This is a genomic window from Pseudomonas siliginis (assembly GCF_019145195.1).
Lineage (GTDB): Bacteria > Pseudomonadota > Gammaproteobacteria > Pseudomonadales > Pseudomonadaceae > Aquipseudomonas > Aquipseudomonas siliginis.
In genome coordinates this window covers 199,770-217,249 of the sequence record NZ_JAHSTW010000007.1, presented here as the reverse complement: position 1 = coordinate 217,249, position 17,480 = coordinate 199,770, and the positions used below count along the sequence as shown (strand labels likewise).

Here is a 17,480-nt window from a genome sequence, read left to right as displayed (position 1 = left end):
CTTTTTGTTCCCGGAGCTTTTATGACTTCCCCGACCCAACCGCCGGTTGACGACGCTGTGAGCGACGTCCCGGCTGACGTGGCAGATGCCAGCGAAACCAAGGCCGAGATCCCGGCGTTCAAGTTCCCGTTCAAACCGGGCGAGCTGGCTTCGGCGAAAGGCTCGAATCAGCCGTGGTACAAGAATGGCGCGAAGAATGGCCACACCAAAACCCCGGGCATGGCGCCACCGGGCACGCGTCGGTCGATGGGCAAGCGCTGACATCGGAAAGTGATGGTGCTTGTGCTGGCCTCTTCGCGAGCAGGCTCGCTCCCACATTGGATTTGTGTAGAACCCAACCCTGTGGGAGCGAGCCTGCTCGCGAAAGCGACATCCGCTACAGCACAAATATCAGATCAAGCCGCGCGCAATGAAATAAACGCATAAGTCTGCGCCGGCTCGGTCACTACTTGCCCACCCGCAGCCTGTACCTGTCCAGCCACGTCATCGCCAGACAAATGAAACAGCCATTCGCTGGTTCGCGCCGCCAGCGGTTGCGCGCTCACTTGGTCGATCACTGCAGCAAACGCCTCCATGTTCGGCAAGTACGCGGTGAACCCGTCACCCTTTAGGGCCGTGGTGCGAATCCCCAATGCAGCGCAGATCGCATCCTTGAGTTTGATGTCGTCCCGGTCCGCCTGACGCGAACGCTGGATCAGCTCAACCAGTGCCCGATCAACCAACTCGCCTCCCACAATCAACTCCGGCCCCTGCTCCCAGGACTCTGGCGGGCAATCCTTGGCAGCTGGATTGAGCGGGATGTGCGGATTGATTTCCGCCGGGTAAATCCGGCAGACCAGCGGGCGGCGCTCGTAGATCCGGCAGCGCTTGTCTTCGTCAAGATTCCGGCAGGGGCCGACGTTGTAGGCGGCAAAGGTGATCGCCACGTGAGCATCAGTAGTGCCACTGCGGACCACCGCCGAACGGCGCTCGGCATGTTCGCGCTGCTGCGCTGGCAGGCCCAGGCCATTGCCGAGAAACGCCTCGACCAGCACGATCACCTGACCGCCATCCGCCGCCCACATGCGGGCTTCGGCCAGCGTCAGCGGGACATGGTGGTCAGTGCAGCATTTGCCGCAACCTACGCAGGAAAACGTCGTATTCATTGAGCGATCTGTCTTCAATCAGGGTGTGAAACGACGGCAGAAAACCATCGCACAGAACCGGATCGAAGCAAGGACTGCGCCACTCAGTGGGTTTTCGTGACCGGACGAATCGAATCCCACTCGGTGACGAACGCGGTTTTCGACTGTTTGTTGTACAGACACAGCTCGCTGCCTTGCTGGCCTTTCATGTGTTTTTGCGGGTATTGGCCTTGCAGCAGGACAGCGGTGTAACCGACGCGGTCATCGAATTGCGCAGGTGTGCCGACCGGTTTGACGTTTTTCAGGCCACTGGCCTTGGTGCAGCTGGCGAGTACGGTCTTGTCATAGGCAGCCCAGGCGTCGGGGCTGGAGGCGTGGGCCTGGGAGGCGAGGGCGGTGAGGCTGAGCAGGGCCAGGGTGATGGCTTTCATGGTTGGGGCATCCTTGGTTATGGCCAAGGTTGGAGTCTGTCGGATAGCGGAAGTTGCCAGTGCTGCCCTTCGCGAGCAGGCTCGCTCCCACAGTCTGAAATGCAATCCATCTGTGGGAGCGAGCCTGCTCGCGAAAGCGGTAGATCAGTCGGGCACAAGCTCGCGCCGAACCACAAACATCCCGACACTCTCATACAACCGCTGCGCCCGCAGGTTGTCCTCCAGAACCCTCAAATCGACAAACCCCTCGCGGCGCTGTTGAAAGACGCTGAAGGCATGCAACAACAACGCGCGTCCAAGCCCCCGGCCCTGCATTCGCGGGTGCACCACCAGATTCTTGATATACGCACTGGTCCAGCACTGCGCCACGCCCACCACGCCCTCGGCATCGCAGGCCACGAAACACAATGCTGGATCGTATTCAGGGTCGCTGGCGAAGCGCTGACGCCAGTCGTGCAGTGACGGCACTCGACCGCCACCTTCCAGCTGTCCGAGCTGCATCAACTGATGCACCGCCGGCGCCAGTTCCTCGCGGTAGACGGACAGCTCAATCCCGTCTGGCCACTGCGCATCCGGCAGAACCCCACTCAAGTCGCGGCGCAGCAAGAAGCAAAACGTCTCGGCCAAGACTCAGTGCCCGTTGGCCGCGACGTGCTTGGCGGCTTCGATCAGACGTTGGGTCAGTTCCGGCGAGGAAAACTTGGTCAACACCGCGTTGGCACCGGCCAGTCGGGCCTTTTCACTGTTCATCGCGCTGTCGAGGGAGGTGTGCAGCAGCACGTACAGGTGAGCAAAGTCCGGGGTCTCGCGCAGGGTACGGGTGAAGGCGTAGCCGTCCATTTCCGACATTTCGATGTCGGAGACGATCAGGTTGATCTGCTGCGCGGTGCCTTGCAGGTCGAGCAGGCAGTCGATGGCTTCCTTGGCACTGCGCGCGGTGTGGCATTGCAGGCCGAGGTTGCGCAGGGTGTGCACCGATTGCTGCAGGGCCACTTGGCTGTCATCGACGACCAGAATGCGCGCGTTGCCGAGCACTTCGGCGTCTTCCATGGTCAGGTCGGTCGGCGCCATTTCGATCTGCGCCGGGGCGATGCTGTGGATGACTTTTTCGATGTCCAGCACCTGTACCAGCGTACCGTCCACCGAGGTCACGCCGGTGATGTAGGCGCGCGAGCCGCCGGAGCCGAACGGTGGTGGCTTGATGTCGGTGGTCAGGCAATGGACGATCTTGCTCACCGCCTGCACATGCAGACCCTGCTTGGAACGGCTGACATCGGTGACGATCAGGCAGCCACCGTTGGGATCTTCCAGAGGCCGCTCGCCGATCGCGCGGCTGAGGTCGATCACCGACAAGGATGCACCGCGCAGGGAGGCGATGCCTTTGACGTGCGGGTGCGACTCCGGCAGCTTGGTCAGCGGCGGGCAGGGGATGATTTCACTGACTTTCAGCAGGTTGATCGCCATCAGCTTGCCGCTGCGCAAGGTAAACAGCAGAAGCGAAAGTGAATCTGCGCGGGCTTTGGTGGAGGACATAAGAACCTTCTGTGGGGCGAGAGTGGGAATCGCCAGAAACCTTTGATGCCGTGTTATCGGCGTCAGAAGGTGGGGCTTTAGCTCAGTTGTCGGCTGGACAAAAAACATCTGTGGCGAGGGGATTTATCCCCGTTGGGTCGCGTAGCGGCCGCAAAAGACGGGCCCGCTGCGCAGTCCAACGGGGATAAATCCCCTCACCACAGGTCATCAAGCAAGCTACATGGCGCGGTTATTTCATGCCCAAACGCTTGGCCATCCGCCCAAGATTCGCCCGATCCACCCCCAACTCCCGGGCCGCACTTGCCCAGTTATCCTGGTGACGCTCCAGCGCTGCACCGATGAACCGCCGCTGAAACTCATCGGTGGCGTTGCGCAAATCCCCGGTGATCATCGGCATCACATTGGCCAAGTCGGCACTGGCAGGCGCAACCACGTTATCCACAACCTCTCGGGGCAAATCCAGATCCGCCGCGCTCAGACTCAGAATCTTCGGCCGCACTTTGCAGTTACCCAGCGCCTTCAGCGCACTGCGCCCGATCAAATGCTCCAGCTCTCGGACATTGCCCGGCCAGGTATAGGCGAGCAGCGCTTCCTGAGCATCACTGTTCAAACGCAGGCTATTGAGGCCCATGCGCGAGCGGTTCTGCTCGAGAAAGAAACCACTGAGCAACAATACATCACGCCCACGATCGCGTAGCGCCGGCACTCGCAGCGGATACACGCTCAAACGGTGATAGAAGTCGGCGCGGTAGCGACCGCTGCGCACTTCCTCGGCCAGATCGCGATTGGTCGCGGCAATCAGACGCACATCGACCTGATGCTCCTTGTCCGAACCCAGGCGCTGCAACTGACCGCTCTGCAGCACGCGCAGCAACTTGGCCTGGACTGTCAGCGACAGCTCGCCGACTTCATCAAGAAACAGCGTGCCGCCATTGGCCAGTTCGAACTTGCCACGACGGTCGCTGGTGGCGCCGGTGAAGGCGCCGCGCACGTGGCCGAACAGTTCGCTTTCCACCAGCGTGTCGGGGAGGGCGGCGCAATTGAGGCTGATGATCGGTTTGTCGGCGCGCGCGGAGGCAGCGTGGATGGCTTGGGCGACCAGTTCTTTGCCAACGCCGGTTTCGCCGGTGATCAGAACGGTCAGATCACTGCCGCCGACCAGATTGATTTCTTCCACCAAGCGTTTGTGCGCTTTGCTCTGGCCGATCATTTCGCGGTGCTGCTGACCGCTGGCCTGACGATAGACCTCGGCGCGCTGATGCTCGTCTTCGGCGCGGGTGGCCAGACGTTCGATGCGTTCGGCGGCGTTGACCGTGGCCGAGGCGAGGCTGGCGAAGGCTTGCAGGGCGTCGAGTTCGATCGGCTCGAAACGCTCGGGGTCCAGCGCGTCGAGGGTGATCAGGCCCCAGAGTTTTTCATCGACGAATAAAGGACAGCCGAGGCAGTCGTGAACTTCAAGATGATCGTCGAGGCCATCAACCAAACCGTCGTAAGGATCGGGCAAGTCGCTGTCGGCGGCGAAGCGTGTCGGCCCGGCGCCGGCCAGCAGGATTTCAAAACGCGGATGCTCGCTGACCTTGAAGCGCCGGCCGAGGGTGTCGGTACTCAAGCCATCCACCGCCAGCGGCACCAATGATTCGCCATCCAGACGCAACAACGCGGCGGCATCGCAGGGCAACAAGGCGCGCATGGCCTCGAGCAAACGCCGGTAGCGCTCACCTTCGGGCAGTTCGCGGGAGAGGTCGGCGACCAGAGGCAGCAGGGCGGTAAGCAAGGATTTGGCGGTCATGGGTATGTAGTCAAATAGACAAGGTGTAGTCGCGATGACTATACGTTCATTTGTGTCGAAATGACTACTCATGTCTCAAGCCGTTGAATTTAATGGATTAAATTGTTGGCACGAAAGCTGATATCCCTAAGCCAATCTTTCAAGAAAGCGCAGGAGTCACCTTATGCTTAGCGTCCAGGATCGTGCCATCATCAAATCCACTGTGCCTCTGCTGGAAAGCGGCGGCGAGGCGTTGATCACGCATTTCTACCGCATGATGCTCTCCGAATACCCGGAGGTGCGCCCGCTGTTCAACCAGGCGCATCAGGCCAGTGGCGATCAGCCGCGTGCCTTGGCCAACGGCGTGCTGATGTACGCCAGGCACATCGATCAGCTCGATCAGTTGGGTGATCTGGTAGCCAAGATCATCAACAAGCACGTCGCCCTGCAGATTCTGCCAGAGCACTACCCGATCGTCGGCACCTGCCTGCTGCGCGCCATCTCCGAAGTGCTCGGCGAAGAGATCGCCACGCCTGAGGTGATGAGTGCCTGGGGGGCTGCGTACGGGCAACTGGCCGACATCCTGATCGGCGCCGAAACCGCGATCTATGACCAGAAGGAACAAGCCGTCGGCGGCTGGCGCGGTGCGCGGGAATTCATCGTCGCAGCGAAGGTGCAGGAGAGCGCGGAAATCACCTCGTTCTACTTCGAACCGGCGGACAAAGGGCCGATTCTTGCGGCCGAACCGGGTCAGTACATCGGCATGAAGCTGATCCTCGACGGCGAAGAAATCCGTCGCAACTATTCGCTGTCGGCACTGGCCAATAACGGCCAGTACCGCATCAGCGTCAAGCGTGAACCGAATGGCCGCGCGTCCAACTATCTGCATGATCAACTGCACGTCGGCTCGAGCATTCAACTGTTCCCGCCGTCGGGCGAATTCACCCTGGCGGCCAGTGACAAGCCGCTGGTGCTGATCAGCGGCGGCGTCGGCATCACGCCGACTCTGGCTATGCTGGAAGCAGCGCTGGCCACCGAACGTCCGGTGCACTTTATCCACTGCGCGCGCAATGGCAGCGTCCACGCATTCCGTGACTGGGTCGATGCGCTGGCGGCGCGTCATCCGCAGCTCAAACGCTTCTATTGCTACGCCGAAGAAGATGGGGTCAGCCCGGCGGCGGACAAGGTCGGCCTGCTCAGCGAAGAACTGCTCGGCCAGTGGCTGCCGGCGCAGCGTGATGTCGATGCGTACTTCCTCGGGCCTAAAGGGTTCATGGGCGCGATCAAACGGCACCTGAAAGCGTTGGGCGTGCCGGAGAAGCAGAGCCGTTACGAGTTCTTCGGCCCGGCTGCTGCTCTGGAGTGATGTGAAACCGAGTTGTCTCGTTCGCGAGCAGGCTCGCTCCCACCGGATTTGCGTTCGACGCAGATCCATTGTGGGAGCGAGCCTGCTCGCGAATCTTCTGCGCGCCGCGAAGCCATGTTGGTTAATCATTCCTTAACCGCTCTATCGTTTATTGCCCCGGTGTAGACTTGCGACAATTTCAGCCGCCGGCCGGCTGGACCATGGACTTACAAAGGAAAGGCAATGAGCGAGGAAACGATGCGGTTGGGGCGTGAGCGGCGCTATCTGGTGTTGCTGGGGATCATCTGCCTGGCGTTGATCGGCGGCGCACTTTACATGCAGGTCGTGCTCGGCGAAGCACCTTGCCCACTGTGCATTCTGCAGCGCTATGCACTGTTGCTGATTGCAGTGTTCGCCTTCATCGGTGCGGGCATGCGTAGCCGTCGCAGCATCACCGTGTTCGAGACACTGGTAGTGATCTGTGCGATCGCCGGGGCCGGTGTGGCCGGGCATCACGTCTATACGCAGTTCTATCCGGCGGTAAGTTGTGGCGTCGATGTGCTGCAGCCGATTGTCGATGATCTGCCGCTGGCAAAGATCTTCCCGCTGGGCTTCCAGGTTGACGGTTTCTGCTCGACGCCGTATCCGCCGATCCTCGGTCTGTCGCTGGCGCAATGGGCGCTGGTGGCGTTCGTGCTGGTGGTCATTCTGGTGCCGTTGCTGACCTCGCGTAATCGAAAAGCGCTGCGCTGAGTCAACTTCTCGGCAGAGCTGCCGATAAACAAAACGCCCCGATTTTCGTTGATGAAAATCGGGGCGTTTTGCATTTCAGAGCGTTTGTGAAAACACCGTGACGAACGGCAATGAAGCGTGCGGCAAATGTGCGACATGTTGTCACACAGGGGCTGTCGCAGGGACTCGGGAAGCGGCGGATTGGCCGCCTGTTACATAAAAACATTGGCCAGTTTTAGTGTTTTCGGGCTTGAGCACGGACGTACCAGAGCAGGCAGTTTTAACAGGCGCCGGCAGATGGACGAAGCCCTTGGAACATCGGGCTTTGCGCCGCTCCAGCGTTTGTAGATCGAGTGCAGAGCTGTCTGATTTGAGGCGGTTACGCTGGCAGATTTTGCCGCTTTTATTGAGAAACGCTTTCGATAACTTGCGCAACTTTTGCAAAAATGGCGATGGATTGTTGCTCTGAGTGATAAAAATTATTTCGGGATAAGACATGGTGTATAGGGCGCTACCTATCTACAATCGCCCGCACTGAATTCCCGACGCTGTTCAGCCTTTATCAAGGAACTGATCAGGAGGTCGGGTGTCGAGCGAGCCGCGAGGCTTTCGAGACACCCTGGTGTCGGTGCCTTTCCAATTTTCCGCACCAAATGGAATTGGTCTGTAACAAGGCCTTTGACCACGAATTCGAATAAGAACTGAACGCTGTCCCAAGGTTTTGTCGAGCGTGAGACGCGCGACGGGCGGCCCTTATTCAATCCAAAGAAAATGCCAACCCTTGGCAGGGTGAAGTGTTGGCGATCAAAACCCAACTGCATTGCGCAAGCTGCTTTAGAGGTCGTGAGATGAGTAAAAACAGGTACCCCAGATTACTAGGCCTAGTGCCGCTGCTCGGCACGTTGTTGCTGGGAGGCTGCAACATGACCTTGCTCAATCCAACGGGCCAGGTCGGCCTGGAACAGCGCAACCTGATCATCACCGCCACGCTGCTGATGCTGTTGGTCGTCGTGCCGGTCATCGTCATGACCTTCCTGTTTGCCTGGAAGTACCGCGCTTCGAACAAGAACGCCGTCTACACGCCGAAGTGGTCGCACTCGACCAAGATCGAAGTGGCCGTATGGACCATCCCGGTGCTGATCATCATCGCCCTGGGTTACATCACTTACATCTCGACTCACGAGCTGGACCCGTATCGTCCGATCGAGTCTGACGTCAAGCCGGTGACCATCGAAGTTGTCGCGCTGGACTGGAAGTGGCTGTTCATCTACCCGGAACAAGGCATTGCCACGGTCAACAAGATCGTGTTCCCGGCGCACACGCCAATCAACTTCAAGATCACCTCCGACGCCGTGATGAACTCGTTCTTCATCCCGGGCCTGGGCGGCCAGATCTACGCGATGGCGGGCATGCAGACCAAGCTGCACCTGATCGCTGACCGCAACGCTGAGATGGACGGTATCTCCGCCAACTATAGCGGTGCCGGTTTCACCGGTATGAAATTCAAGGCTATCTCCACCACTCAGGAAGATTTCGACGCCTGGGTAAGTGAAGTCAAGAAGTCGCCTAAACAGCTTGATCAGGCTGAATACGCAGCCCTGGCCAAACCGAGCCAGAACAACCCAGTCGAACTCTACTCGTCGGTCACGCCGAACCAGTTCCAGATCATCGTCGACAAGTACGAAGGTATGAAGCCGGGCAAGCCGCTGAAGCACGAGAAGAAAGAGAAAGAAGTGGCGGCCACGGATATTGACGCGGGTTCGCATTCAGCTGCCGGGGCAGAGGAGTAAACGATGTTTGGTAAATTAAGTTGGGAAGCAGTCCCATTCCACGAGCCGATCGTGATGGTGACCATCGCCATGATCGCCCTCGGTGGTCTGGCGCTGTTCGCTGCGATCACTTACTTCAAGAAGTGGACGTACCTGTGGACCGAGTGGCTGACTTCGGTCGACCACAAGAAAATCGGCGTGATGTACATCATCGTCGCCATGGTCATGCTGCTGCGCGGTTTTGCCGACGCGATCATGATGCGTACCCAGTTGGCCATGGCCACCGAGGGTTCGCCTGGCTACCTGCCACCTGAACACTATGACCAGATCTTCACCGCTCACGGTGTGATCATGATCATCTTCATGGCGATGCCATTCTTCACCGGCCTGATGAACCTTGCAGTGCCGCTGCAGATCGGCGCGCGTGACGTTGCGTTCCCGTTCCTGAACTCCCTGAGCTTCTGGCTGCTGGTGTCCGGCGTTGTGCTGATCAACCTGTCGCTGGGTATCGGTGAATTCGCCAAGACCGGTTGGGTAGCGTATCCGCCGCTGTCGGGTCTGCAATACAGCCCTGGCGTGGGTATGGATTACTACATCTGGGCGCTACAGCTATCCGGATTGGGTACGACGTTAACCGGGGTCAACTTCCTCGCGACCGTACTGAAGATGCGTACCCCTGGCATGAAACTGATGGACATGCCGATCTTCACCTGGACCTGCACCTGGGCAAACGTTCTGATCGTGGCTTCGTTCCCGATCCTGACCGCTACCCTGGCCCTGCTGACCCTTGACCGTTACATGGATTTCCACATTTTCACCAATGAACTTGGTGGCAATCCAATGATGTACGTCAACCTGTTCTGGGCGTGGGGCCACCCTGAGGTTTACATCCTGATCCTGCCGGCCTTCGGCATCTTCTCGGAAGTGATCTCGGCGTTCACCGGCAAGAAACTGTTCGGCCACCACTCGATGATCTACGCCTCGGGCGCGATCTCGGTACTGGGCTTCATGGTCTGGCTGCACCACTTCTTCACCATGGGTTCGGGTGCAAGCGTCAACGCCTTCTTCGGTCTGGCGACGATGCTGATTTCCATCCCGACGGGTGTGAAGCTGTTCAACTGGCTGTTCACCATCTACCAGGGCCGTCTGCGCTTCACCAGCCAGGTAATGTGGACTCTGGGCTTCATGGTGACCTTCGCCATCGGCGGCATGACCGGCGTACTGCTGGCCATCCCGGGTGCTGACTTCGTGCTGCACAACAGCCTGTTCGTGATCGCGCACTTCCACAACGTGATCATCGGCGGTGCGGTATTCGGTTACATCGCTGGCTTCGCGTTCTACTTCCCGAAAGCGTTCGGCTTCAAGCTGCACGAAGGCTGGGGTAAAGCAGCGTTCTGGTTCTGGATCTCGGGCTTCTTCGTCGCGTTCATGCCGCTCTATGCACTGGGCTTCATGGGCATGACCCGTCGTCTGAACGCCACCACCAACCCTGAGTGGGTACCGTACCTGTACGTTGCCATGTTCGGTGCGGTGATGATTGCTGTCGGTATCGCCTGCCAACTGATCCAGCTGTACGTCAGTGTGCGTGACCGCAACAAGCCAGAGAACGTTTGCGATCACGGTGACCCGTGGAATGCACACACCCTGGAGTGGTCGACCTCGTCGCCACCACCGTTCTACAACTTCGCTGTGCTGCCTAAGGCTGACTGCATCGACCCGTTCACCGAAGCCAAGGAAAACGGTACTGCGTACCAGCGTCCGGCCAAGTACGAGCCGATCCACATGCCCAACAACACCGCCACTGGCGTGGTGATGGGCGCGCTGTTGACCGTCTTTGGTTTCGCGATGATCTGGCACATCTGGTGGCTGGCGATCGCGAGCCTGGTGGGCACCGTCGTTTACTTCGTGATCCACGCTGCACGTGACGACCAGGGCTATATGGTTCCGGTTGAAACGATCGAGCGTATCGAAGCCGAGCAGCACAAGCGTCTGGTCGCGGCAGGGAAAATCCCGGCCAATGCCACCCGTGTTGAAACCTCGTTGGAACAGGCTTAAACCATGTCGAACTTAGTGACCAATGTTGGACACGCCCATGGTGACCATGGGCACGATGACCATCACCACGACTCGGGCGAGATGACCGTATACGGTTTCTGGCTCTACCTGATGACCGACTGCATTCTGTTTGCGTCGATCTTCGCGGTGTACGCAGTACTGGTAAACAACGTTGCCGGTGGCCCATCGGGCCACGAGATCTTCGAACTGCCATACGTGCTGGGCGAAACCGCTCTGCTGCTGTTCAGTTCGATCACCTACGGCTTCGCCATGCTGGCGTTGTACAAGGGCAAGAAGCAGGCGGTCCTGGGCTGGTTGTTCATGACCTTCCTGCTCGGCGCGGGCTTCATCGCCATGGAGATCAACGAGTTCCACCTGCTGATCTCCGAGGGCTTCGGTCCTAGCCGTTCGGGCTTCCTGTCGGCGTTCTTCACCCTGGTCGGTACCCACGGTCTGCACGTTTCGGCCGGTCTGATCTGGATGGGCATCATGATGTATCAGGTCAACAAGCATGGCCTGACGTCGACCAACAAGACCCGTCTGAGCTGCCTGAGCCTGTTCTGGCACTTCCTGGACGTGGTCTGGATTTGCGTCTTCACCGTTGTTTACCTGATGGGGACTCTGTAATGGCTAATGCACACTCCCATGACAGCCACGATGCTGGCCACGGCAGCGTCAAGTCGTACGCCATCGGCTTCATCCTGTCGGTAATCCTGACCGTCATTCCGTTCGGTCTGGTGATGTACCCGACCCTGCCGAAGTCGACGACGCTGGCAATCGTTCTGCTGTTCGCAGTGATCCAGGTGATCGTTCACCTGTATTACTTCCTGCACCTGGACCGTTCCATTGCACAGCGTAACAACGTGATCGCATTCGTCTTTACGGCGATCGTGATCGTGCTGCTGGTTGGCCTGTCGCTGTGGATCATGTTCAGCATCCACACGTACATGATGGCGAAGTGAGGTAGACCCGATGTCGCTCAAGCACTTTATCCAAATCACCAAACCGGGGATCATTTTCGGTAACGTGCTTTCTGTGGCAGGCGGGTTCTTCCTGGCCTCGAAAGGGCATGTCGATCTGGCGGTGTTTCTGGCCGCCATGATCGGTACTTCCCTGGTCGTGGCCTCCGGTTGCGTGTTCAACAACTGCATCGACCGCGACATCGACCTGAAGATGGAACGCACCAAGAACCGCGTGCTGGTCCAGGGCCTCATCTCCCTGAAACTGGCCCTGGTTTACGCGACCATTCTGGGTGTTCTCGGCGTTGCCTTGTTGTACAAGGTGGCCAACCCGTTGGCTGCCTTGTTCGCAGTAATCGGCTTCATCATCTACGTCGGCTTCTACAGCCTGTACCTCAAGCGCAAGTCGGTTCACGGCACGCTGGTGGGCAGTCTGTCGGGGGCCATGCCGCCAGTGATCGGTTACGTTGCCGTGACCAACAGCTTCGACATGGCCGCACTGACCCTGCTGGTGATGTTCAGCCTGTGGCAGATGCCGCATTCCTACGCCATCGCGATTTTCCGTTTCAATGATTACCTGGCCGCATCGATTCCGGTGCTGCCAGTGAAACGCGGCATTCAAGTGGCGAAGAAGCACATCCTGCTCTACATCCTGGCGTTCCTCGTGGCGACCTTGATGCTGACCTTCAGCGGCTACGCCGGCATGAGCTACCTCGCCGTCGCCGCCGCCATGGGCATGTACTGGCTGTACATGGCCTGGACCGGCTACAAGGCAGTCGATGACACCGTCTGGGCACGCAAGCTGTTCGTGTTCTCGATCTTCACCATCACTGCGTTGAGCGTCATGATGTCCCTGGACTTCAAGGTGCCGACAGAGCTGTTGCTGACGTACGCGCCGTAAGGTTTGCAAGCTTCAGGAAAAACCCCGCACGTTGAGAGATGTGCGGGGTTTTTTGTTGGCTTAAATATGCTCGTTCGGGGTGCTGCCATTCGCGAGCAGGCTCGCTCCCACAGTTTGCGGTTGCGGCCATTCGGTAAAAGACCTAGATTCGGATCCAACCCCGACAGTAGTAGCTCCAAGCCATCCTTCGGTGCTCGACTGTCTCAACCCGTGCATTGATCAAAAGGCTGGGCGCAATGACCGAACGGATGACCTGCGATGAGCGCTTTATCGCCCTGGCCGAAGAACTCAACTACGACATCTATGGCGAGAACAGCGCCGGTGGCAATTACGCGCCGCTGATACGTCATCACGATGAGCTGTACATCAGCGGCATGGTGCCGCGGGTCAATGGCAAGATCCTCTATCCCGGTCGCGTGGGGCTGGAACTGAACCTCAAGGATGCGCAAGCAGCGGCGAGCATCAGCGCCATGCGTTGCCTGGCGCTGATCGTCGATGCGGTGGGTTCGCTGGACAAGATTCGCGCGTTGTTGCGGGTCACGGTGTATGTGAAGTCGACTGCTGACTTTGTCGACCTGAGCGAAGTGGCCAACGGCGCTTCGGACGTGTTCAGCCATGTGCTGGGCGATGCCGGGCGGCATACACGTACGACCATCGGCGTGTATCAGTTGCCGAAGAATGCGGCGATTGAAGTGGACATGATTGCGGCGTTGCATCCTTCGGCTTGAGGTTATCCCCGCCTCAAACAAAAAGCCCCGCCTGATAACTCAGCGCGGGGCTTTTTCACAAGTGCTTTGCAGATTACTGCGCCGCGATGCTGTAACCATCAAACGCGGTCTGCTGCTGCAGGGCGGTGATGATGTTCTTGCGGTTTACAGCCTGTTCCGTACCGGCGTTGTCGACGAAGGTTTCGCTCTCCAGTTCGGCTTCATCGCCTTCACCGACGAAGGTGAAACCGAGGAATTCCAGCGCCTCACGATCAACGTTCAGACGCGAACGCGGCGTGCGCATTGGCAGGGTCACGCTGGCGCCGTCCTTGCTGATGGTGAAGATTTCCACTTCTTTCTTCTTCGCAGCTTTGCTCTTGCCGCCGCTCGGATTGCTGATCGCCTGATGGGTCTGATTCAGCACTTTCAGCGCCAGACCATAAACGATTTCCTGAAACGCCGGATCGTCCTTGAAGCTGGACAGAATGCGCCCGATCGAGAACTTGCTGCTCAGGTCTTCCAGCGCGGCGATGTCCGCTGCCTCGGCGTCTTTCAGGCGCTTGAGTTCGCCCATCAGCTCGTACGCCTTGTCGTCATCAAAACTGTCATGCGCCTGACGGATCGCCGCACGCAATTCGCGGATCTGGTCGCTCTCGCGGGTCGACTGGAACGCGTCCAGGACCATCTCGCTGATGATTTTGGCTTGTGGCAGGTGTTGTGAAAGATTGATGGAGTTTTCGTATTCCGCTTTGGACGACTGGGTGACTACGGATTCAGCGGTGTTGAAATCGGACATTGAAATTTCACTACTTTTTTAACTTGAGTTGAGGCGAGAAAGCACGAGGTCTTTTTCAGGCCGACTAATTTAGGGGAGCGGGGCGGCGTTGTCACGGAGCAACGGTCTGGTGGTCGGGATTTTTCCACCGTGCGCTATTTGCGGCGCTGACGTTCCATGGCAATCACGGACTTCTCGAAACCCAGGTCGGCGAAAAAAGCTTCAGCGCCCTCGCGTCCAGCGCGCAGCACCCAGGTGATGTCCGGGTTGTCACCCATGACGTACTCCACCAGCGCCCGCCCGATTCCTTGGCGCCGATGCTGGTCATCGACCACCACCATAGACAGATAGCCGTTGGCGACCTCATCGGTAATTGCTCGAGCGAAACCGACAATTTGCTCGCCTAAGAGCGCAACAGCTGTGCGTTGCGAATTGTGAATCAAACGAGCAAAAGATTCGGCATCGCCAATGCGATGGCCCCAGCCATGCTGGCTGAGAAACAGCCTCGCCGATTCTGTTTCGCCGGGATGCAAGTCGCGCACGGTAAGGCTGTCGTTCATGGGATATTCAAGTCCTTATCAATTTCCATCGTGATTGATTACGGCCGGCCGACGTCAGGTTTCCCCCACGTACGCATCGCAAACTCAACAAACCGTCTCAGCTTCGGCAATCGATAGCGATCCTGCGCATACAACAGATGCATCGGCCTGCTCGGCGGTTGGTAGTCCGTCATTACCCTGACCAGTTTTCCGTCGCGCAGATCCTGCTCCACCAGCGCGTCGGGCAGCATCATGATGCCCATGCCGTTGCGCGCTGCCTGGTGCAAACCGGCGGAACTGTTGATCAGCATCGGTCCGCTGACGTCGACGAGGACTTCGCCTTCCGGGCCACTGAGACGCCAGCGTTTTTCCACCGATTGCCAGTCATCCCCAGCCGGATAGGCGAAGGACAGGCAATCGTGTTGCTGCAAATCCTGTGGCGTATGCGGCATGCCGCGCCGCGCGATGTATTCGGGGGAGGCGCAGACCGTCAGGGTGTAGTCGATCAAGGGCCGGGCGATCAGGTTGGATTGGTCGAAATTGCCCAGGCGGAATGCGACATCGAGGCCGTTCTCCAGCAGATCCGGACGGCTGTTGGTCAGCACCACGTCGAGCTTCACTTGCGGATAGAGCAAGGAGTATTCGCTGAGAGCCGGGGTCAGTCGTTCGACGCCGAAGGTCAGCGGCGCGGTGATACGCAGCAAGCCGCGCGGCTCGTCCGACGCTTGTTCGGCAAGGCGTTCGGAGTCGGCCACCAGGCCGAGCACTTCCAGGCAACGTTGATAATAGACGCTGCCGAATTCGGTCAGGCGCTGGCGGCGCGTGGTGCGTTGCAGCAGTTGCACGCCGAGCCGTTGCTCCAGCGCGCGCAGATGATTGCCCACCATCGTCGTCGACATTTCGCACTTCGCAGCGGCGGCCGTCATGCTCCCGGTTTCGACCACTTTGACGTAGACGCCCATCGACTGAAACAAATCCATTATCAAGCTCGGCTTTTAAATGATTGAAGTTTTTCCGGGTTTATCCAGCTCAGGTGGCTAACCATACTGCAAAAACACCGACCTGCAATGGAGTTTCACGTCATGACCGCCGCCCTGATGAACACCTACCAACCACTGGCCCTGAGTTTCACCAAGGGCCTGGGCACGCGCCTGTGGGATCAGGCGGGGCGCGAATATCTGGACGCTGTTGCCGGTGTGGCAGTGACCAATGTCGGCCACTCGCATCCGCGCATTGTCTCGGCGATCAGCGAGCAGGCGGGATTGCTGCTGCACACCTCCAACCTGTACAGCATCGATTGGCAACAACAACTGGCCAAGCGGCTGACTGTGTTGTCGGGGATGGAGCGCGCGTTCTTCAACAACTCCGGCGCCGAAGCGAACGAGACGGCACTGAAACTGGCGCGCCTGTACGGCTGGCGCAAAGGCATCGAGCAGCCGCTGGTGGTGGTCATGGCCAACGCGTTTCATGGCCGCACCCTCGGCACGCTGTCTGCCAGCGATGGCCCGGCGGTGCGCCTGGGCTTCAACGAACTGCCGGGGGATTTCGTCAAAGTGCCGTTCGGCGATCTCGCGGCGCTGGAGCAAATACAGCGCAAACACGGCGCGCGCATCGTGGCGATTCTGGTCGAACCGATCCAGGGCGAAAGCGGCGTACAAATCGCACCGCCGGGTTATCTCAAAGCCCTGCGCGACCTGTGCAGTCGCCACGCGTGGCTGCTGATGCTCGATGAAATCCAGACCGGCATCGGCCGCACCGGGCAGTGGTTCGCCTTTCAACACGAAGGCATCGTGCCCGACGTCATGACCCTCGCCAAAGGCTTGGGCAATGGCGTGCCGATCGGCGCCTGCCTGGCCCGCGGCCGCGCGGCCGACCTGTTCACCCCGGGCAGCCACGGCAGCACTTTCGGCGGCAATCCGCTGGCCTGTCGGGTTGGCTGCACGGTGCTGGACATCATCGAAGAGCAAGGCCTGCTGGAGAATGCGTGGGTGCAGGGCGCACTGCTGCTGGAACGCTTGCGCGCCGAATTGGCAGACAACCCGAACGTGCTGGCAATCCGGGGGCAGGGCCTGATGATCGGTATCGAACTGAAACAACCGGTGCGCGACCTGACGCTGATCGCTGCGCGGGATCACGGCTTGTTGATCAACGTGACTCGTGGCAAGACCATCAGGTTGCTCCCTCCGCTGACGATTGATGAGCGCGAGGTGGGGATGATTGTCAGAGGGGTTGGGCGCGCTCTGATGACTGATTCAGCTCAGGTTCAATAGTGATACCGGCAACTGATGACGCAGATTTCGCCGTCCTCAACCCTGTACACCAGACGATGTTCGGCCGTTATTCGGCGTGACCAGAGGCCGCTCATATTATGTTTGAGCGCCTCTGGTTTACCGACACCCTCAAACGGTTCGCGCTTGATTGCTTTGATCAGAAGATTGATACGCTTGAGCCCAGCCTTGTCGTTTTGCTGAAACCACAAATAGTCTTCCCAGCCTGTGGGCGTGAACTCGATTTTCATTCTTCGATCAATTGCCTGACTTTGGCTTTGCCGGCGCGCAACTCACCGATGGATTTCATCAGCCTTTCGGCGTTGGCAGGGGAGCGAAGTAAGTAAGCTGTTTCTTCCAACGCGTTGTATTCGGCCAAAGACATCATCACTACGGGTTCACCTTTCTGCCGAGTGACCAATAGCGGCGCACGATCTTCATTGACACGGTCCATCGTCTCGGCCAAATGCGCACGGGCGGTGGTGTAGTTGATGGTTTGCATATTGAAGTCCTCGCTGGATGCAGAGAACGTACAGAAATGAGTACAGGATGACAAGTCGACACCTACCAGTGGT

21 protein-coding genes are annotated in these 17,480 nt (G+C 58.8%); 10 read left to right on the top strand and 11 right to left on the bottom strand.

Annotated elements, in window-relative coordinates:
* Positions 1-21 precede the first annotated feature (21 nt).
* Positions 22-261, top strand: a complete 240-nt coding sequence (locus KVG87_RS15675; RefSeq protein WP_064364310.1) for a hypothetical protein — start codon at positions 22-24, stop codon at positions 259-261.
* A gap of 134 nt (positions 262-395) precedes the next feature.
* On the opposite strand, the gene KVG87_RS15670 is transcribed toward KVG87_RS15675, so the two are convergent.
* The 5 genes from KVG87_RS15670 to norR form a co-directional block, all read right to left on the bottom strand.
* Positions 396-1,145: a YkgJ family cysteine cluster protein gene (locus tag KVG87_RS15670; RefSeq protein WP_217851458.1), complete on the bottom strand. Its 750-nt coding sequence runs from the start codon at positions 1,143-1,145 to the stop codon at positions 396-398.
* Positions 1,146-1,228: 83 nt separating this feature from the next.
* Positions 1,229-1,555 (bottom strand): hypothetical protein, encoded by a 327-nt coding sequence (locus KVG87_RS15665; protein ID WP_217851457.1) that lies wholly within the window; start codon positions 1,553-1,555, stop codon positions 1,229-1,231.
* A gap of 144 nt (positions 1,556-1,699) precedes the next feature.
* Entirely contained in the window at positions 1,700-2,182 is a 483-nt protein-coding gene (locus KVG87_RS15660) for a GNAT family N-acetyltransferase (RefSeq protein WP_217851456.1), read from the bottom strand.
* A gap of 3 nt (positions 2,183-2,185) precedes the next feature.
* The gene (locus tag KVG87_RS15655) at positions 2,186-3,088 is read right to left on the bottom strand and encodes a chemotaxis protein CheV (RefSeq protein ID WP_016773296.1); all 903 of its coding nucleotides are present in this window, start codon (positions 3,086-3,088) and stop codon (positions 2,186-2,188) included.
* Between the two features lie 229 nt (positions 3,089-3,317).
* Positions 3,318-4,877 (bottom strand): nitric oxide reductase transcriptional regulator NorR, encoded by a 1,560-nt coding sequence (norR, locus tag KVG87_RS15650; RefSeq protein WP_217851455.1) that lies wholly within the window; start codon positions 4,875-4,877, stop codon positions 3,318-3,320.
* 163 nt (positions 4,878-5,040) lie between these two features.
* Here norR and hmpA point away from each other — a divergent pair, with 163 nt between their 5' ends.
* Both hmpA and KVG87_RS15640 read left to right on the top strand, forming a co-directional pair.
* Positions 5,041-6,222 carry an NO-inducible flavohemoprotein gene (gene hmpA / locus KVG87_RS15645; protein ID WP_217851454.1) on the top strand — a complete coding sequence of 394 codons (1,182 nt, stop codon included), beginning with the start codon at positions 5,041-5,043 and terminating at the stop codon, positions 6,220-6,222.
* Between the two features lie 222 nt (positions 6,223-6,444).
* The gene (locus KVG87_RS15640) at positions 6,445-6,954 is read left to right on the top strand and encodes a disulfide bond formation protein B (RefSeq protein WP_041479949.1); all 510 of its coding nucleotides are present in this window, start codon (positions 6,445-6,447) and stop codon (positions 6,952-6,954) included.
* A gap of 141 nt (positions 6,955-7,095) precedes the next feature.
* Here KVG87_RS15640 and KVG87_RS15635 read toward each other — a convergent pair whose 3' ends face one another.
* Complete coding sequence (locus KVG87_RS15635) at positions 7,096-7,431, bottom strand: hypothetical protein (RefSeq protein ID WP_217851453.1); 336 nt, start codon at positions 7,429-7,431, stop codon at positions 7,096-7,098.
* A gap of 350 nt (positions 7,432-7,781) precedes the next feature.
* On the opposite strand from KVG87_RS15635, the gene cyoA reads away from it, so the two are divergent.
* The 6 genes from cyoA (at position 7,782) to KVG87_RS15605 (ending at position 13,345) form a co-directional block, all read left to right on the top strand.
* Complete coding sequence (gene cyoA, locus KVG87_RS15630; protein ID WP_024014231.1) at positions 7,782-8,723, top strand: ubiquinol oxidase subunit II; 942 nt, start codon at positions 7,782-7,784, stop codon at positions 8,721-8,723.
* Between the two features lie 3 nt (positions 8,724-8,726).
* Entirely contained in the window at positions 8,727-10,757 is a 2,031-nt protein-coding gene (gene cyoB, locus KVG87_RS15625) for a cytochrome o ubiquinol oxidase subunit I (protein WP_016773302.1), read from the top strand.
* A 3-nt stretch (positions 10,758-10,760) separates the two neighbouring features.
* Positions 10,761-11,384, top strand: a complete 624-nt coding sequence (cyoC, locus tag KVG87_RS15620; RefSeq protein ID WP_024014230.1) for a cytochrome o ubiquinol oxidase subunit III — start codon at positions 10,761-10,763, stop codon at positions 11,382-11,384.
* Positions 11,384-11,719, top strand: coding sequence for a cytochrome o ubiquinol oxidase subunit IV (gene cyoD, locus KVG87_RS15615; RefSeq protein WP_011335842.1), 336 nt, complete (start codon positions 11,384-11,386; stop codon positions 11,717-11,719). The genes cyoC and cyoD overlap by 1 nt, the downstream gene beginning before the upstream one ends.
* Before the next feature lie 10 nt (positions 11,720-11,729).
* Positions 11,730-12,617 carry a heme o synthase gene (cyoE, locus tag KVG87_RS15610; protein ID WP_016773305.1) on the top strand — a complete coding sequence of 296 codons (888 nt, stop codon included), beginning with the start codon at positions 11,730-11,732 and terminating at the stop codon, positions 12,615-12,617.
* 236 nt (positions 12,618-12,853) lie between these two features.
* Positions 12,854-13,345 (top strand): RidA family protein, encoded by a 492-nt coding sequence (locus tag KVG87_RS15605; RefSeq protein WP_076564057.1) that lies wholly within the window; start codon positions 12,854-12,856, stop codon positions 13,343-13,345.
* Between the two features lie 73 nt (positions 13,346-13,418).
* On the opposite strand, the gene KVG87_RS15600 is transcribed toward KVG87_RS15605, so the two are convergent.
* The 3 genes from KVG87_RS15600 to KVG87_RS15590 all read right to left on the bottom strand — a co-directional run bounded on the left by KVG87_RS15600 (position 13,419) and on the right by KVG87_RS15590 (position 15,618).
* The gene (locus KVG87_RS15600) at positions 13,419-14,120 is read right to left on the bottom strand and encodes a hypothetical protein (RefSeq protein ID WP_016773307.1); all 702 of its coding nucleotides are present in this window, start codon (positions 14,118-14,120) and stop codon (positions 13,419-13,421) included.
* A 134-nt stretch (positions 14,121-14,254) separates the two neighbouring features.
* A complete protein-coding gene (locus KVG87_RS15595) occupies positions 14,255-14,659 on the bottom strand; it encodes a GNAT family N-acetyltransferase (RefSeq protein WP_217851452.1) in 405 nt (134 codons plus the stop codon).
* Positions 14,660-14,697: 38 nt separating this feature from the next.
* Positions 14,698-15,618 (bottom strand): LysR family transcriptional regulator, encoded by a 921-nt coding sequence (locus KVG87_RS15590; RefSeq protein ID WP_110646188.1) that lies wholly within the window; start codon positions 15,616-15,618, stop codon positions 14,698-14,700.
* A gap of 102 nt (positions 15,619-15,720) precedes the next feature.
* Here KVG87_RS15590 and KVG87_RS15585 point away from each other — a divergent pair, with 102 nt between their 5' ends.
* On the top strand, positions 15,721-16,908 hold the full coding sequence (locus KVG87_RS15585; protein ID WP_217851450.1) for an aspartate aminotransferase family protein: 1,188 nt from the start codon (positions 15,721-15,723) through the stop codon (positions 16,906-16,908).
* Here the strand turns inward: KVG87_RS15585 and KVG87_RS15580 are convergent.
* Both KVG87_RS15580 and KVG87_RS15575 read right to left on the bottom strand, forming a co-directional pair.
* Complete coding sequence (locus KVG87_RS15580; protein ID WP_073473381.1) at positions 16,902-17,156, bottom strand: Txe/YoeB family addiction module toxin; 255 nt, start codon at positions 17,154-17,156, stop codon at positions 16,902-16,904. The two genes, KVG87_RS15585 and KVG87_RS15580, sit on opposite strands and share 7 nt — an antisense overlap.
* Complete coding sequence (locus tag KVG87_RS15575; protein ID WP_042608352.1) at positions 17,153-17,407, bottom strand: type II toxin-antitoxin system prevent-host-death family antitoxin; 255 nt, start codon at positions 17,405-17,407, stop codon at positions 17,153-17,155. Before KVG87_RS15575 ends, KVG87_RS15580 begins: the two co-directional genes overlap by 4 nt.
* Positions 17,408-17,480: the final 73 nt, after the last annotated feature.

Excerpts from the sequence above, each read along its gene's own strand:
- KVG87_RS15590 (WP_110646188.1), bottom strand. The coding sequence starts at position 15,618 with ATGGATTTGTTTCAGTCGATGGGCGTCTACGTCAAAGTGGTCGAAACC.
- KVG87_RS15670 (WP_217851458.1), bottom strand. The coding sequence starts at position 1,145 with ATGAATACGACGTTTTCCTGCGTAGGTTGCGGCAAATGCTGCACTGAC.
- hmpA (WP_217851454.1), top strand. The coding sequence starts at position 5,041 with ATGCTTAGCGTCCAGGATCGTGCCATCATCAAATCCACTGTGCCTCTG.
- cyoD (WP_011335842.1), top strand. The coding sequence starts at position 11,384 with ATGGCTAATGCACACTCCCATGACAGCCACGATGCTGGCCACGGCAGC.
- KVG87_RS15635 (WP_217851453.1), bottom strand. The coding sequence starts at position 7,431 with ATGTCTTATCCCGAAATAATTTTTATCACTCAGAGCAACAATCCATCG.
- norR (WP_217851455.1), bottom strand. The coding sequence starts at position 4,877 with ATGACCGCCAAATCCTTGCTTACCGCCCTGCTGCCTCTGGTCGCCGAC.
- cyoB (WP_016773302.1), top strand. The coding sequence starts at position 8,727 with ATGTTTGGTAAATTAAGTTGGGAAGCAGTCCCATTCCACGAGCCGATC.
- KVG87_RS15585 (WP_217851450.1), top strand. The coding sequence starts at position 15,721 with ATGACCGCCGCCCTGATGAACACCTACCAACCACTGGCCCTGAGTTTC.
- KVG87_RS15580 (WP_073473381.1), bottom strand. The coding sequence starts at position 17,156 with ATGAAAATCGAGTTCACGCCCACAGGCTGGGAAGACTATTTGTGGTTT.
- KVG87_RS15665 (WP_217851457.1), bottom strand. The coding sequence starts at position 1,555 with ATGAAAGCCATCACCCTGGCCCTGCTCAGCCTCACCGCCCTCGCCTCC.
- KVG87_RS15640 (WP_041479949.1), top strand. The coding sequence starts at position 6,445 with ATGAGCGAGGAAACGATGCGGTTGGGGCGTGAGCGGCGCTATCTGGTG.
- KVG87_RS15605 (WP_076564057.1), top strand. The coding sequence starts at position 12,854 with ATGACCGAACGGATGACCTGCGATGAGCGCTTTATCGCCCTGGCCGAA.
- cyoA (WP_024014231.1), top strand. The coding sequence starts at position 7,782 with ATGAGTAAAAACAGGTACCCCAGATTACTAGGCCTAGTGCCGCTGCTC.
- KVG87_RS15675 (WP_064364310.1), top strand. The coding sequence starts at position 22 with ATGACTTCCCCGACCCAACCGCCGGTTGACGACGCTGTGAGCGACGTC.
- KVG87_RS15595 (WP_217851452.1), bottom strand. The coding sequence starts at position 14,659 with ATGAACGACAGCCTTACCGTGCGCGACTTGCATCCCGGCGAAACAGAA.
- cyoC (WP_024014230.1), top strand. The coding sequence starts at position 10,761 with ATGTCGAACTTAGTGACCAATGTTGGACACGCCCATGGTGACCATGGG.
- KVG87_RS15600 (WP_016773307.1), bottom strand. The coding sequence starts at position 14,120 with ATGTCCGATTTCAACACCGCTGAATCCGTAGTCACCCAGTCGTCCAAA.
- KVG87_RS15575 (WP_042608352.1), bottom strand. The coding sequence starts at position 17,407 with ATGCAAACCATCAACTACACCACCGCCCGTGCGCATTTGGCCGAGACG.
- KVG87_RS15655 (WP_016773296.1), bottom strand. The coding sequence starts at position 3,088 with ATGTCCTCCACCAAAGCCCGCGCAGATTCACTTTCGCTTCTGCTGTTT.
- cyoE (WP_016773305.1), top strand. The coding sequence starts at position 11,730 with ATGTCGCTCAAGCACTTTATCCAAATCACCAAACCGGGGATCATTTTC.